The following is a 13,969-nucleotide window of genomic DNA, read 5'->3' as shown; positions in this document are numbered from 1 at the left end:
CGGTCGGCGCGTGCGGTCAGCGCGTGGACGGCGGCGACAACAGCACGAACAGGGCGTCCACGACCGTCGTCATGTCGACCTCGGGCTGCAGCATCCATTGCAGCTGCGCGCCGTCGGCGATCGCCTGCAGCGCCCGGGCCATCGTGGCCGGATTGATGTCGTCGCGCACGGATCCGTCTGCCTGGCCGGCGGTCAGCGAGCGGGTGAACACGTCGCGCAGGGCAGTGCCGCGCTCGACGAAGAACGCGTGCGCGGGGTGCGCGGTGTCGGCGGCGTCCACGGCCAGGCGGGAGAACAGCTCCACGAGGCCGGGCACCTCGCTGTTGTGCCTGATGATGCGCACGACCTCGCCGCGCAGCTCATCCAGGGGGATGTCGCGGCTGCGGCCGTCCACGCCGGCCTGGCCGGTGTCGACCTCGTCGCGCTTGCGCAGAATCGCGGTGAACAGCTCTTCTTTCGAGCCGAAGTAGTGCAGCAGTCCTGCCTGACTGAGCTCTGCCGCCGCGGCGATCTCCTTGACCGACGCGCCGCGGTACCCCTCGCGGGCGATGACCTCGAGCGCACGGGTCAGGATCTCTTCGCGTTTGACGATGCCCTTGGCATATGAACCGCGCGCACTCGCGCTGTGTTTCGGCATAGCCACACGATAGGCCGGGGTGCGGCCAATGGAAACCGAGTATCGTAAGGTTTCTGTGGTGCTCGCCGTCGAGCAGCGGCGAGGTCGCTGGGTGAAAGGTGATGTCATGACCGACTGGATTCCCGTCGATGCGTCGGGCCTGACGCTCGAGCAGAAGGCGTCGCTGACCAGCGGAGCGGACTTCTGGACGACCAAGGCGGTGCCGGATGCCGGCATCCCGTCGATCATGCTCACCGACGGACCGCACGGGCTGCGCAGGCAGGCGGGATCGGCCGATCACCTGGGCATCGCCGACAGCGTGCCGGCGACGTGCTTTCCCCCGGCGGTCGGGCTGGGCGCGTCGTTCGATCCCGCGCTGGCCGAACGCGTCGGCGTCGCCCTCGGCGTCGAATCGGCGATCGCAGACGTCGCAGTGATCCTGGGACCGGGCGTGAACATCAAGCGGTCGCTGCTGTGCGGGCGCAACTTCGAGTACTTCTCCGAGGACCCGATCCTGGCCGGGGTCATGGGCGCGGGCCTGGTGCGCGGCATCCAGTCGCGGGGCGTCGGCGCGTCGTTGAAGCACTTCGCGGCCAACAACCAGGAGTTCGACCGCATGCGCGCCAGCAGCGACGTCGATCCCCGGCCGCTGCGCGAGATCTATCTGCGCGCATTCCAGCACGTGGTCGAAGACGCCCAGCCGTGGACGGTGATGTGCTCGTACAACCGCATCAACGGCGTGTATGCCTCCGAGGACCCGTGGCTGCTCACGCACGTGCTGCGGGACGAGTGGGGTTTCGAGGGCCTCGTCGTCTCGGATTGGGGCGCGGTCAACGACCGGGTGAAGGGGCTGCCGGCGGGATTGGATCTCGAGATGCCCGCCAGCGGTGGGCGCACCGATGCCCAGCTGGTCGCCGCGGTGCAGGGCGGCACGCTGGACGAGCGGGCACTGGATGTCGCGGCCGGCCGGGTGCTCGACCTCGTGCGCAAGGCACAGGCCAGGCCCCCGGCATCCGGCCCCGACATCGACGATGGCCGCTGGGTCGCCGCCCACCACGCGCTGGCACGCGAAGCGGCCGGCCGCTCGATCGTGCTGCTGAAGAACGACGGCGCGCTGCTGCCGTTGCACGCCGGTCAGAAGATCGCCGTGATCGGCGCGTTCGCCGAGACGCCGCGCTATCAGGGGGCGGGCTCGTCGCTGATCAATCCGACCCGGCTCGACACGGCGCTGGACGCGATCCGCGAGGTGGTGTCCGATGCCGCGTACGCGCCGGGCTTCTCGCTGACCGGCCACGACGACGATGCGCAGCTGGCCGCCGATGCGGTCGCTGCCGCCGCTGCCGCCGAGGTGGCAGTGGTCTTTCTCGGGCTGCCGGCAGCGGCCGAGTCCGAGGGCTACGACCGCGAGCACATCGACCTGCCTGCCGCGCAGCTGGCCGTGCTCGATGCGGTCGTTGCCGCCAACCCGCGCACGGTGGTCGTGCTCTCCAACGGGGGAGTGGTGGCGCTGCCGTTCCGCGACCGGGTGCCGGCGATCGTCGAAGGATGGCTGCTGGGTCAGGCGGGGGGATCGGCGACGGCCGACGTGCTGCTGGGCGCCGTGAACCCGTCGGGAAGGCTCACCGAGACCATCCCGCTGCGGCTGGAGGACAGCCCGTCGTACGGTGGCTTCCCCGGCGAGTTCGGGCACGTGCGCTACGGCGAGGGCGTGCTCGTCGGCTATCGGTGGTATGACGCGCGCGGGCTCGAGGTGGCCTACCCGTTCGGCCACGGGCTGTCGTATACGACGTTCTCGTACGGGGATGCCGCGGCCGCGGTCACCTCGTCGGGCGATGTGACCGTGACCGTGCCGGTGACCAACACGGGTGCTGTCGCCGGTCGAGAGGTGGTGCAGGTCTACACCGGCCGCGCCGGATCGATCGTGCAGCGCGCACCGCGCGAACTGAAGGCGTTCGCCTCGCTTCAGCTGGCGCCCGGCCAGACACGGGAGGTCACTCTCACGGTGCGCCGCGCCGACCTGGCGTACTGGGACGTGCGCGTGGACCGCTGGGTCATGGAGGGCGGTGCCTACACCGTCGAGGTCGGCTCGTCGAGCCGCGACATCCGCACCGCGACCACGGTGCAGATCGCCGGCGACGAGGTGCGGCTGCCACTGACCATGGAATCCTCTGTCGGCGACCTGCTGGCCGACCCGGTCGCCGGCCCGGTCGTGCAGCAGGCCATGGCCGCGCTCACGGGCGGCTTCGACGACGACGACGGCATGGCCAAGATGATGGCGTCCTTCCCCATCGGACGCATGGTGGGCTTCCCCGGCGTCCCGGTCACCCGCGAGCAGATCGAGGGTCTGCTGGCGGCGGCGAACGCCGGGCGCTGAGCGCCGCTCACGCGTCGCGGCGCGCGCCGTGCGACGGGGCGACCGTGAACACGTGCGGGGCGGCGAAGCCGGCCGAGGCGAAGGCGGATGCCGCAGCCTCGGCGACCGCGTCGATCCGCTCGTGCGGGGTCAGGGCGATGGCGGCCCCGCCGAACCCGCCGCCGGTCATGCGTGCGCCCAGTGCGCCCGCGGCGCGGGCGGCCTCCACGGCGACGTCCAGTTCGGGTGTCGAGATCTCGAAGTCGTCGCGCATCGAGGCGTGCGAGGCATCCAGCAGCGGTCCGATCTCGGCCGGACTTCCCGCTCGCAGCGCCCGCACGGTGTCCAGCACCCGCTGATTCTCGGTCACCACATGGCGCACACGGCGCAAGGTCACCGCATCCATCACCTGCTGCGCGCGCTCGAGGTCACCGACCGAGACGTCCCGAAGAGCGGGCACTCCCATCAGCGCCGCACCGCGTTCGCACGCGTCGCGGCGCTCGCGGTAGCCGCCGGTGGAGTGCGCGTGCGAGACGCGTGTGTCGATGACGACGATCTCCAGACCCGCCGCCGAGAAGCCGAGGTCGACGATGTCGGCGGCCAGCGACCGGCAGTCCAGGAAGATTGCGGCATCGGTGCGGCCGAGCATCGCGGCCATCTGGTCCATGATGCCGGTGGGGGCGCCCACCGCCTCGTTCTCGGCGCGGCGCCCGATCTGCGCGAGGGCGACGGGGCCCAGGCCCGCACCCAACAGGTCGTTGAGGGCGGATGCCACGGCCCCCTCGATCGCGGCGGACGAGGAGAGTCCCGCCCCGACCGGGACGTCCGAGGCGATCGCGATGTCGACGCCCGCGCCCGCCGCAGTGCCGGCCAGGCGCAGTGCCCATGCCACGCCGAGCGGGTAGGTCGCCCACTCAGTGACGCGCGGTGCGTCGGAGCGGGCCTCTGAGGCCGGGAACATGACGTCGAGGTCGTCGAGCGCGGCTTCGGCGGGTGCGTCGGCGAACGTCGAGGCGACCCGGATGCGGCCGGTGCCGTTGAGGGCCGCGGCGACATGGGTGCGCCGATCGATCGCGAACGGGAGGACGAACCCCTCGTTGTAGTCGGTGTGCTCGCCGATGAGGTTCACCCGGCCGGGGGCCGACCATGCGCCGGTCGGCAAGGCGCCGAACGTCGAGGCGCCGAATGTCGAGGCGAACAGGGCCTGTGCCGCGGCGCCGGCGGCCGGCACGCGCGGGTCGGGTGCGGCATCCATCGTCGCCTCTGCAGTCATCGGGACACCCCCGCCAGCGCGTCGCGCAGTCGGGCGGCGGCGGTCTCGGGTGGGATGTCGGCGATCCAGGCGCCCATCGCCGCCTCTGACCCGGCCAGGTACTTGAGCTTGTCGGCCGCACGACGAGGGCTGGTCAGCTCGAGGTGCAGGCGATACGAGTCGCGGGCCACGCGCACCGGCGCCTGATGCCATGCGGCGATGTAGGGGGTCGGAGTCGGGTAGAGCGCGTCGACGCCGCGCAGCAGCAGCAGATACAGGCGGGCCAGCTCGTCGCGTTCCGCATCGGAGGTCTCGGTGAAATCAGCGACCTGACGGTGGGGCATCAGATGCACTTCGAGCGGCCAGCGGGCGGCGAACGGCACGTACGCGCTCCAGTGCAGGCCCTCGAGCACGACCCGCTCGGATGAGCGTTCGGCGTCGAGGATGTCGGCGAACAGCGTCGGCGAGGTGCGTTCGATGCTTGCCAGGGTCCGCAGTGTGCGCGGTGTGATGTAGGGGTACGAGTAGATCTGGCCGTGCGGGTGGCCCAGGGTCACCCCGATCGCCTCACCGCGGTTCTCGAACGGGAACACCTGCTCGATGCCCGGCAGTGCCGACAGCGCGGCGGTGCGATCTGCCCACGCCTCGATCACGGTGCGCGCGCGGGTCTCGGTCTGCGTGCCGAACGAGCCGGTGGTCTCGGGGCTGAAGCATACGACCTCGCAGCGACCGACGCTCGTGCGCTCGCGCCCGAGCCCGAGCGAGGCGAGATCGTCGAGCCCCTCGGGAGGATTCCCCGCGGCGGGGGCGGCGGCTGTGGCCTCGGCCAGTGCCGGGCCGAATGACGGGGAACGGTTCTCGAACACCGCGACGTCGTAGCGCGAGGGAATCTCGCTGGGATTGGTCGGGGTCTGGGGAGCAAGCGGGTCCAGCTCGGCAGGCGGAAGGAACGCGCGGTTCTGGCGGGCGGCGGCGACCGAGATCCAGTCGCCGGTGAGCACGTCCTGGCGCATCGTGGCCGTCTCGGGCCGCGGGTCGAGAGTGCGCGCGTCGACCGCGCGGTCGGGGCCGAGGGTCGTGTCGGGGTCGTCGTAGTAGAGGAGTTCGCGCCCGTCGGCCAGGTGGGTGCGGCGCCTGACGATGCCGCCGCCGAGAACCGTCGGCTCGTCTGCGGGGGTGGGGACGGGCATGTTCAGAACTCCTCCATGTTGACGATCACACGCTAGCAACTCGAGTGTGTTATCGTCAACACGAAGCGGGATGCCGGAGTTCTGCACGCGGTTGTCGGGCAGAGCGCGGTTGTCGGGAAGGGGCGGGGCATGGCGTCGACGGCGCGACGGGTGTCGATGGCGGATGTCGCTGCCCGCGCCGGGGTGTCAGGTCAGACGGTATCGCGGGTCGTGAACGCGAGTCCGCGCGTGGATCCGGTCACCCGGGCGCGCGTGGAGCACGCCATGGCGGAGCTGGACTACCGACCCCATCGGGCGGCGCGGGCCCTGCGCACCGGACGCACGCAGACGATCGGCCTGGTTGCGGCGACCCTGGCGACGATCGGCAATTCGCGCATGCTGCAGGCCGTGGCCGATGCCGCCGCCGCCCGCGGATACTCCCTCGTGGTCGTGACCCTCGGCCGGACGGCGGACGTCGAGGCCGATCCCATTGCGGCGGCGTTCGAGCGGCTGCGCGATCAGGGGGTGGACGGCGCGATAGTGCTCAACGAGGCGACGGCGCTCATGCATGACGCGTCGGTTCCCGCCGACCTGCGACTCGTGGTGGTCGATGCGCCCGACGGCGCCCGCGGCCCGGGCTTCGATGGCGCCGGCGGCGCCCGCGGCCCGGGATTCAGCATCGTCCAGACCGACCATGCCGCCGGCGCCCGGGTCGCCACCGAGCATCTGCTCTCGCTCGGCCACACGGCCGTCCACCATCTCGCCGGTCCCGCCAGGTCGTTCTCGGCCGATGAGCGCGAACGCGGCTGGCGGGCGGCGCTCGTTGCTGCCGGTGCGGCGGTCCCCGAACCTGTGCGCGGTGACTGGACCGCGGCATCCGGGCACCGACTCGGACAGCGCCTCGCGGCCGACCCCGCCGTCACGGCCGTGTTCGCGGCGAACGACCAGATGGCGCTCGGATTGCTCCGGGCCCTGGCCGACGCCGGGCGTCGTGTGCCCGAGGAGGTGAGCGTGGTCGGCTTCGACGACGTGGCCGACGCGGCGCAGTACCGTCCCCCGTTGACGACGGTGCGGCAGGACTTCGATGCGCTGGGCGCCCGCGCGGTCGAGGTGCTCGTGTCGGGCATCGAGCGCGGCGCCGCGCCGGTCTCGTACACGCTGCCCGCACAGCTCGTCGTGCGCGACAGCGCGGGCGCCCGCCGAGCGGAGGGCTTTGCGCCGAGCGGAGGACCATCAGCACCGGAGGGTACTTCTGTCGGCTGATCGTCCTCGTGCCGCCGACCCATCGATGAGCGAGGGTCAGCGCGCGGCGGCGGCCGCCTCCCAGCCCGAGCGCACCATCTCATCCACCGTATGGCGGTTCGCCCAGTCCAGGTCGCGGGCGGCCAGCTGTCCGGTCGCCACGATCCGGTCGGGGTCGCCGGGCCGCCGCGGCGCGATCTCGGGCACGAAAGAGATCCCGGTCACGCGGGCCATGGCATCCATGATCTGTCTGACCGACAGCCCGTTCTGGGACCCGAGGTTGTAGGCGGGCTCGATCGCCGCTTTCGACGCGAGCCGCTGGGCGGCCACGACGTGGGCGGCGGCGATGTCGGCCACGTGCACATAGTCGCGCACGTTCGTGCCGTCTGGGGTGGCGTAGTCGTCGCCGAAGATCTTCGGAGTGTGTCCGGCCAGCAGCGCCTCGAACACGAGCGGGAACAGGTTGTGCGGGCTCGAGTCGTACACCGCGGCATCGCCCGAGCCGACGACGTTGAAGTACCGCAGCGACGTGTGGCGCAGCGGATGCGCGGACTCGGCCGTCGCGACACCCTGATCGGCGATCAGCCACTCGCCGATGAGCTTGGACTCGCCGTAGGGCGACGCCGGCCGCTTGGGCAAGTCCTCGGTCACCAGCGGCACGTCGGGAGTGCCGTAGACGGCCGCCGACGACGAGAAGACGAGGTTCGTGACGTCTGCGGCGGCCATCGCCTCGAGCACGATGCGTGTGCCGTCCACGTTCTGCGTGTAGGTGTGCAGCGGCCGCCGTACCGAGACCCCCGCGTACTTGAATCCGGCGACGTGGATGACACCGCGCACGTCGTGCGCGCGCAGCGTCTGGATGACGAGGTCTCGATCCAGGATCGTGCCGTGGATGAACGGCACCCCGGCCGGCACGAAGTCCGCGTGCCCGCTGGACAGGTCGTCGATCACGACCGGCGCCAGCCCCGCCGCGGCCAGCGCGCGGACGATGTGGGCGCCGATGTATCCGGCGCCGCCGGTCACGAGCCAGGACATATCACTCCTCTGTCGGTCCGAGCAGCGGTGCGGGCGCGAAACGTGCGCGGTCGGTGGGCAGCTGCTCGAGTTCGATCACCGTGATTTCATTCTGCCCGACCCGGGTGACCGGGCCCGGTACGTACAGTGTGCGCTGCGGACCGGTCGCGCGGTAGCGGCCCAGTGCGAACCCGTTCACGAAAGCGAAGCCGTGCCCCCAGCCGTCGGTGTCCAAGAACAGATCGGCGGGCTCGGTGAGCGTGAACGCGCCGCGGGCGATGCACGGCCCGGTGAGCGGTCCGGTGCCCGCGCGTTCGGGCAGGGATGCCGCAGCCGCCCCGGTGAGGTCGACAGGATCGGCAGACCATCCCGTGATCGCAGCACCGTTCAGCCGCGGTGCACCGATCAGTCCCTTCGTCTCGCCCAGGCGGCTGCCGTAGTTGACCCGGCCCTGCTCTTCGACCAGGATGTCGATCCGACGGCCGGCGGGGATGACCAGCGCGCGCTCGTGTCGTGAGCGCGAGAGGCGCCCGGCCCGTGCGCCGTCGACGAACACCCATGCGCCGTCGCGCACGGCGTCGACCTCGAGGACGCCCCCGGCGGAGCCCGCCGGCAGCGTCGCCCGGTAGCGGACCAGCCCGCTGTCGACGCCGAGGTCGTCGAAGGAGAGCGGGATCGCGGTGGGCGCACCCGATGCGATGACCGGCGCGGCCTCGAAGAGGGGCGCGGTGGCGGTGAAGACGGCCTCCGGTGTCGGCGCCGGCACCGCGTCGGCGGGCACCTCGTCGGGAACAGGAGCGTACCGGGCGATCACATCGCGCAGCGCGAAGAATTTGGGGGTGGGGTTGCCGGCCTCATCCAGCGGCGCGTCGTAGTCGTACGACGTCGTCAGCGGCAGGTACCGGCCCTTGTGGTTGGCTCCGTTCGTGAGAGCGAAGTTCGTCCCTCCGTGGAACATGTAGATGTTCACGGATGCGCCTGCGGCCAGCAGCGTCTCCAGTTCGGCCGCGGCCTGCTCCGCACCGGTGGTGTGGTGCACGCCGCCCCACCAGTCGAACCAGCCGTCCCAGAACTCCGCGCACATCAGCGGTCCGGTGGGCTGGTGCTCACGCAGCGTCGCCAGGCGCTGCGCGCTGTGCGACCCGAAGGATCCGGTGCGATGCAGTTCGGGCAGCGATCCGTCGCGCAGCATCTGCGGCTGCGGCTGGTCGACGGTCGTCAGCGGCACCGTGACGCCGGCATCCCGAGTGATGCGCACCAGCTCGCGCAGGTAGTCCTGGTCGTCGCCGTATGCGCCGTACTCGTTCTCGATCTGCACGAGCAGCACCGGCCCGCCGCGGTCGATCTGGCGGGGGACGACGATGTCGTACACGCGGCGCAGGTACCGGTCGAGCTCGGCGAGATACGTCGGCTCGCTGCGTCGCAGCCCGACGCCGGGCAGCGCAGTCAGCCACGCGGGCAGGCCTCCGTTGTGCCATTCCGCGCAGATGTACGGCCCCGGCCGGACGATGGCGTGCAGACCTTCGGCCGCCACGAGGTCGAGGAACCGTCCGAGGTCGCCCGGGCCCGTGGCATCCCACTGCCCGCGCGCGGGCTCGTGGGCGTTCCAGGCGACGTACGTCTCGATCGTGTTCAGGCCCATCAGCCGGGCCTTGTGGATACGGTCGGCCCACTGATCGGGGTGCACGCGGAAGTAGTGGATCGCCCCCGACAGCACCCGGTGCGGCGCGCCGTCGAGAAGGAAGTCGGACTCGCCGATGGTGAAGGAGCTCACGGGATGCTTTCGGTGAAGGAGAAGCGGGGCGGCCGCCTCTGGTCGGGCCGCCCCGCAGTGACGGGGAACGCTACTTGTTGACGCTGAAGCCCTGGGCGTTGCCGTACTTCACCAGGGCGTCCTGCCACTTGTGCAGTCCGGCGTTCAGGTCGCTCTTGTCGGTGTAGGACTGTCCGACGGTGTCCCCGAAGATGCTGTTCGCATACACCTGGAAGGGCAGGTAGTGCCATCCGGGCACCACGTTCTTGGCGGCGTCGGCCAGCACCTGGTTGATCTTCTGCCCGCCGAAGTACTCGGGCGCCTCATTGAGGAACTCGTCGCTGGACAGCTGCGCCGTCGTGGAGGGGAATCCGCCGCTCTTCAGGAACGTCGAGATCGACTCGTCGCTGTTGTCGAGCCACCACAGGAATCCGGCGGCAAGCTCCGGGTTCTTGCTCTGCTGGGTGACTGCCTGTCCTCCGCCGCCGTTCTCTGCCGACGCCGGCTGACCGTCATAGGTGGGCATGGGTGCCACGCGCCAGTTGCCCGAGCCCGCCGGTGCGCCGGACTCGAGGTTGCCGGGCATCCACGCGCCGATCACGAGGGAGGCGATGCTGCCGTTGCCCAGACCCGTGAACCACTCGTCGCTCCAGCTGCCGGTCGGGGCGACCAGGCCCTTGGACACGAGCGTGTTCCAGGTGCCGGCCCACTTCTTCGAGCCGTCGTCCTGCAGATTGATCGTGACGTTGGTGCCGGAGGTGGCGAACGGCTGGCCGCCGGCCTGCCAGATCATGCTGGTGGCGAAGCCCGCGTCGCCGATGTCGTTGGTGATGTACTTCGTCGGGTCGGCCGTGTGCAGCTTCTCGGCGTCGGCGATGTACTCGTCCCACGTCTTGGGCACGGTCAGGCCGTACTTGTCGAACACGGTCTTGTTGTAGAACAGCGCCATGGGACCGGAGTCCTGCGGCAGTCCGAGGATCTTCTCGCCCGAGGTGACCGAGCCCCACGTCGAGGCCGTGTAGTCGTCCTTCAGACCGGCGAAGCCGTACGGGGCGAGGTCGCGCAGCGCGTTCTGCAGCTCGAACTGCGGGAAGGCGTAGTACTCGATCTGCACGACGTCGGGCGCGCCCGAGCCGGCCTTGATCGCGTTCTGCAGCTTCGTGTACTCGTCGTTCGCGGTGCCCGCGTTCACGAGGTTGACCTTGACCTTCGGGTACGCCTTCTCGAAGGCGGCGACCTGCGCCTTGGCCGACGGGGTCCACGACCAGTAGGTGATCTCGCCGCCCTTGTCCAGTGCCGCTTTGACCGAGTCGAGGCTGCCGGATGCCGCGGTCTGGCTGGTGCCGCTTCCGTCGCTGTCGCTGGACCCCGCGCAGCCCGCGAGGGCGAGTGCGGCCACCGTGCCGAGCGTCGCGACCGCGACGAGCCGGCGACGCGCACCTGACATGTGCTTCATTGCTGTGTCCTTTCGAGTGCCCCGCCCGCGGACGCGGATCGAGGGTGGTGGCAAGCAGGTCACTGCTTGACGCTTCCGGCGCTCAGTCCCGACTGCCAGAACCGCTGCAGCAGGAGGAACGCGATGACGATGGGGACGATCGTGAGCAGGGAGCCCATGATCACGAGGTTGTAGATGGGCTGCGCGCCCGCGCCCTGTGCCTGGGCGGCCCACTGGTTCAGGCCGATCGTCAGCGGGTACCACTTCGGGTCGCTGAGCATGATCAGGGGGAGGAAGTAGTTGTTCCAGGTGGCCACGACCGTGAACAGCAGCACCGTGACGATGCCCGGGGTCAGCAGTCGGATGGAGATGGTGAAGAACGTGCGCAGCTCGCTCGCGCCGTCCATGCGCGCCGCCTCGAGAAGCTCGGTGGGCACCGAGTCGGCTGCGTAGACCCAGATCAGATACAGCCCGAACGGGCTGATCAGCGATGGGACGATCACCGCCCACGGGGTGTTGGTCAGCCCCAGCTGGCTGAACAGAAGGAAGGTGGGCACCGCGAGGGCCGTTCCCGGCACGGCGACCGCGCCCAGGACGATCGCGAATACCGCGCGCCTGCCCGGAAAACGGTACTTGGCCAGTCCGTACCCGGCCAGTGTCGCCAGCAGGGTGGCGCCACCCGCGCCGACCACGACGTACAGCAGCGTGTTGCCCAGCCACCGCACGAAGATGCCGTCGTCGTAGGTCAGGGTCTGGGTGAGGTTGTCCCAGAACGCGACGTCGCCGCCGAACCACAGCCCGAAGCTGGAGAACAGTCCCGCCTGTGTCTTGGTCGCATTGATGATCAGCCACACCAGCGGCACGAGCGCGTACACGGCGTACGCGATCATGACGATCAGCAGCAGCTTCGACGAGCGCGGTCGCAGCGGATGAGTGGAGGTGCGGTTCTGGCGGGCGAAGGCCGGGGCGCGGGTGGCGGCGGCCGAGCGTGCGGTCGCAGCGGTCATCATTTGACCTCCGCTCGGGAGCCGCGCAACTGCACGACGTAGGCGATGACGGCGGTGATGACGCCCATGATGATGGCGACGGTCGCGGCGTAGTTGAACTGCTGACCGGCGAACGAGAGGTTGTATGCGTACATGTTCGGCGTGTAGTAGGTCGTGATCACGTTCGGGGCGAGCGGGCGCAGGATGTTCGGCTCGTTGAACAGCTGGAAGCTGCCGATGATCGAGAAGATGGTGGCGATCACGATGGCGCCGCGCAGGGCGGGGATCTTGATCGAGAAGACCGTGCGCCAGGCTCCCGCACCGTCGATGGATGCGGCTTCGTACAGCTCGGTGGGGATCGTCTTCAGCGAGGAGTAGAAGATCAGCATGTTGTAGCCGACGAACTCCCACGTGACGATGTTGCCGATGGACACCAGCATCCATTGCTTGGCGAAGGGGGTGAACAGGTCGAAGCCGACGACCAGGTGGTTGATGTTCGCGGTCAGGCCGAACTGGTCGCCGTAGATGTACCCCCACATCAGCACGGCCACCACGGCCGGCACGGCGTAGGGCAGGAACAGCGTGATGCGGAAGAACGACGCTCCGCGCAGCCGGGCGCTGTCCAGTGCGAGCGCTGCGGCCAGGGCCAGGATCAGCATGATCGGCACCTGGACGACCAGGAACGCGAAGACCCGGCCGAAGGCCTGCCAGAACTGCGGATCGGTCAGTGCCTGCAGGTAGTTCTCGAATCCCACGAAGGTCGTGCCGCCCACCAGCTGGGTGCGGAAGAGGCTGAGGTAGACCGAGTAGGCCAGCGGGGCGAGGAAGACGAGCGCGAACACGATCATGAACGGGGCGACGAACGCCCAGCCCCGCCAGTCGCGTGTGGTGCGGTGGCGCGCCGAGGTCGGCGGGCCGCTTGTCAGCGGTGGTGCGATGGTGGTCGTCATCGACGGGCCTCATTCAGGGGTACTGAGGGTGCGGGTCACGGGTTGCGCACACGGGGTTGCGCAATGGGCGGATGCGGCATCCACTCGTTGTTTACGCAAACATACGCGACTTCCCGCTACGATGTCAACGCAAACATCCAGCAGAAGGAGGGGCGATGCAGAGCACCGGTCGGCCTCGACGCGAGCCGTCGATCAACGACGTCGCCCGCGAGGCCGGAGTGTCGGCGCAGACGGTGTCGCGCGTGGCCAACGGCAAGGATGTCGTGCGCCCCGCGACCCGCGAACGCGTGATCGCCGCGATGCAGACGCTCGGCTATCGACCCAACAGCGCAGCGCGTGCACTGAAATCGGGGCGCTACCGCACGATCGGCGTGATCATGTTCACCCTGTCGTCATACGGCAACATGCGCACGCTGGAGGCCATCGCCACCGAGGCGGCGGCGGCTGGCTACGCCCTGACCTTGATTCCGTTGGATGCCGCGACCCAGGCCAGTGTTTCGGGGGCCTTCGCGCAATTGAGCGAGCAGGCGGTGGACGGCATCGTCATCGTCATCGAGGCGCACCTGCTGCATCAGGCCGAGATCGAACTGCCGTCGGGCCTGCCGGTGGTCGTCGTCGACGCCGGCGCGCAGGCGCGCCGCCCGGTCGTGGACACCGACCAGGCGCAGGGCGCGCGGCTGGCCACCGAGCACCTGCTCGACCTCGGGCACCAGACCGTGCGGCACATCGCGGGACCGGTCGAGTCGTTCTCGGCGGAACGGCGCCTGCAGTCGTGGCGTGACACGCTGGTCGGCTGGGGCGCGCCGGTGCATCAGCCGCTGCGCGGCGACTGGAGCGCCGATTCCGGATACCGCGCGGGGCTCGCGCTTGCCGCCGAGCCGACGGTGACCGCGGTGTTCGCCGCCAACGATCAGATGGCGCTGGGGGCGATGCGCGCGTTCCACGAGACGGGCCGATCGGTGCCCACGGACATCAGCGTCGTCGGCTTCGACGACACCCGCGAGGCGGCGAACTTCTGGCCGCCCCTGACGACGATCCACCAGCACTTCGAACGGGTGGGGGTGCTGGCACTGACAGCCCTGCTGCAGCAGATCGACGGTGTCGACGCGCCCTCACCCGACCTCGTGCCCACCGAGCTGATCGTGCGCGCGAGCACCGCCGCGCGCTGAGTCAGGCCGTCCCCGGGTCATGCGTCACTG

11 protein-coding genes are annotated in these 13,969 nt (G+C 70.0%); 3 read left to right on the top strand and 8 right to left on the bottom strand.

The window, feature by feature from the left end; genetic code table 11:
- Positions 1 to 16: 16 nt before the first annotated feature.
- Positions 17 to 637 carry a TetR/AcrR family transcriptional regulator gene (locus tag QU603_RS13470; protein WP_308491887.1) on the bottom strand — a complete coding sequence of 207 codons (621 nt, stop codon included), beginning with the start codon at positions 635 to 637 and terminating at the stop codon, positions 17 to 19.
- A 106-nt stretch (positions 638 to 743) separates the two neighbouring features.
- On the opposite strand from QU603_RS13470, the gene QU603_RS13465 reads away from it, so the two are divergent.
- On the top strand, positions 744 to 2,990 hold the full coding sequence (locus QU603_RS13465; protein ID WP_308491886.1) for a glycoside hydrolase family 3 C-terminal domain-containing protein: 2,247 nt from the start codon (positions 744 to 746) through the stop codon (positions 2,988 to 2,990).
- 7 nt (positions 2,991 to 2,997) lie between these two features.
- Here QU603_RS13465 and galK read toward each other — a convergent pair whose 3' ends face one another.
- Both galK and galT read right to left on the bottom strand, forming a co-directional pair.
- Positions 2,998 to 4,242 (bottom strand): galactokinase, encoded by a 1,245-nt coding sequence (gene galK / locus QU603_RS13460; protein WP_308491885.1) that lies wholly within the window; start codon positions 4,240 to 4,242, stop codon positions 2,998 to 3,000.
- Entirely contained in the window at positions 4,239 to 5,411 is a 1,173-nt protein-coding gene (gene galT / locus QU603_RS13455) for a galactose-1-phosphate uridylyltransferase (RefSeq protein ID WP_308491884.1), read from the bottom strand. Before galT ends, galK begins: the two co-directional genes overlap by 4 nt.
- 129 nt (positions 5,412 to 5,540) lie before the next feature.
- Between galT and QU603_RS13450 the strand changes: the two genes are divergently transcribed.
- Positions 5,541 to 6,653, top strand: coding sequence for a LacI family DNA-binding transcriptional regulator (locus tag QU603_RS13450; RefSeq protein WP_370655309.1), 1,113 nt, complete (start codon positions 5,541 to 5,543; stop codon positions 6,651 to 6,653).
- A 36-nt stretch (positions 6,654 to 6,689) separates the two neighbouring features.
- Here QU603_RS13450 and galE read toward each other — a convergent pair whose 3' ends face one another.
- From galE to QU603_RS13425, 5 genes are all read right to left on the bottom strand, one after another.
- A complete protein-coding gene (galE, locus tag QU603_RS13445) occupies positions 6,690 to 7,667 on the bottom strand; it encodes a UDP-glucose 4-epimerase GalE (RefSeq protein WP_308491883.1) in 978 nt (325 codons plus the stop codon).
- A gap of 1 nt (position 7,668) precedes the next feature.
- Positions 7,669 to 9,420: a glycoside hydrolase family 35 protein gene (locus QU603_RS13440; protein WP_308491882.1), complete on the bottom strand. Its 1,752-nt coding sequence runs from the start codon at positions 9,418 to 9,420 to the stop codon at positions 7,669 to 7,671.
- Between the two features lie 70 nt (positions 9,421 to 9,490).
- Entirely contained in the window at positions 9,491 to 10,855 is a 1,365-nt protein-coding gene (locus QU603_RS13435; RefSeq protein ID WP_308491881.1) for an ABC transporter substrate-binding protein, read from the bottom strand.
- Between the two features lie 59 nt (positions 10,856 to 10,914).
- Positions 10,915 to 11,841, bottom strand: a complete 927-nt coding sequence (locus QU603_RS13430) for a carbohydrate ABC transporter permease (protein ID WP_370655308.1) — start codon at positions 11,839 to 11,841, stop codon at positions 10,915 to 10,917.
- Positions 11,841 to 12,770 (bottom strand): carbohydrate ABC transporter permease, encoded by a 930-nt coding sequence (locus tag QU603_RS13425; RefSeq protein ID WP_308491880.1) that lies wholly within the window; start codon positions 12,768 to 12,770, stop codon positions 11,841 to 11,843. The genes QU603_RS13430 and QU603_RS13425 overlap by 1 nt, the downstream gene beginning before the upstream one ends.
- A 155-nt stretch (positions 12,771 to 12,925) precedes the next feature.
- Between QU603_RS13425 and QU603_RS13420 the strand changes: the two genes are divergently transcribed.
- Positions 12,926 to 13,939 carry a LacI family DNA-binding transcriptional regulator gene (locus QU603_RS13420; protein WP_308491879.1) on the top strand — a complete coding sequence of 338 codons (1,014 nt, stop codon included), beginning with the start codon at positions 12,926 to 12,928 and terminating at the stop codon, positions 13,937 to 13,939.
- The last annotated feature ends 30 nt before the right edge of the window (positions 13,940 to 13,969 follow it).

The sequence above is a fragment of the Microbacterium terrisoli genome (assembly GCF_030866805.1).
Classification (GTDB): domain Bacteria; phylum Actinomycetota; class Actinomycetes; order Actinomycetales; family Microbacteriaceae; genus Microbacterium; species Microbacterium terrisoli.
This window is presented reverse-complemented; position numbering and strand designations above follow the sequence as displayed.

Coding starts and splice junctions, on each gene's coding strand:
- QU603_RS13470 (WP_308491887.1), bottom strand. CDS start 637: ATGCCGAAACACAGCGCGAGTGCGCGCGGTTCATATGCCAAGGGCATC.
- QU603_RS13465 (WP_308491886.1), top strand. CDS start 744: ATGACCGACTGGATTCCCGTCGATGCGTCGGGCCTGACGCTCGAGCAG.
- galK (WP_308491885.1), bottom strand. CDS start 4,242: ATGACTGCAGAGGCGACGATGGATGCCGCACCCGACCCGCGCGTGCCG.
- galT (WP_308491884.1), bottom strand. CDS start 5,411: ATGCCCGTCCCCACCCCCGCAGACGAGCCGACGGTTCTCGGCGGCGGC.
- QU603_RS13450 (WP_370655309.1), top strand. CDS start 5,541: ATGGCGTCGACGGCGCGACGGGTGTCGATGGCGGATGTCGCTGCCCGC.
- galE (WP_308491883.1), bottom strand. CDS start 7,667: ATGTCCTGGCTCGTGACCGGCGGCGCCGGATACATCGGCGCCCACATC.
- QU603_RS13435 (WP_308491881.1), bottom strand. CDS start 10,855: ATGAAGCACATGTCAGGTGCGCGTCGCCGGCTCGTCGCGGTCGCGACG.
- QU603_RS13430 (WP_370655308.1), bottom strand. CDS start 11,841: ATGACCGCTGCGACCGCACGCTCGGCCGCCGCCACCCGCGCCCCGGCC.
- QU603_RS13425 (WP_308491880.1), bottom strand. CDS start 12,770: ATGACGACCACCATCGCACCACCGCTGACAAGCGGCCCGCCGACCTCG.
- QU603_RS13420 (WP_308491879.1), top strand. CDS start 12,926: ATGCAGAGCACCGGTCGGCCTCGACGCGAGCCGTCGATCAACGACGTC.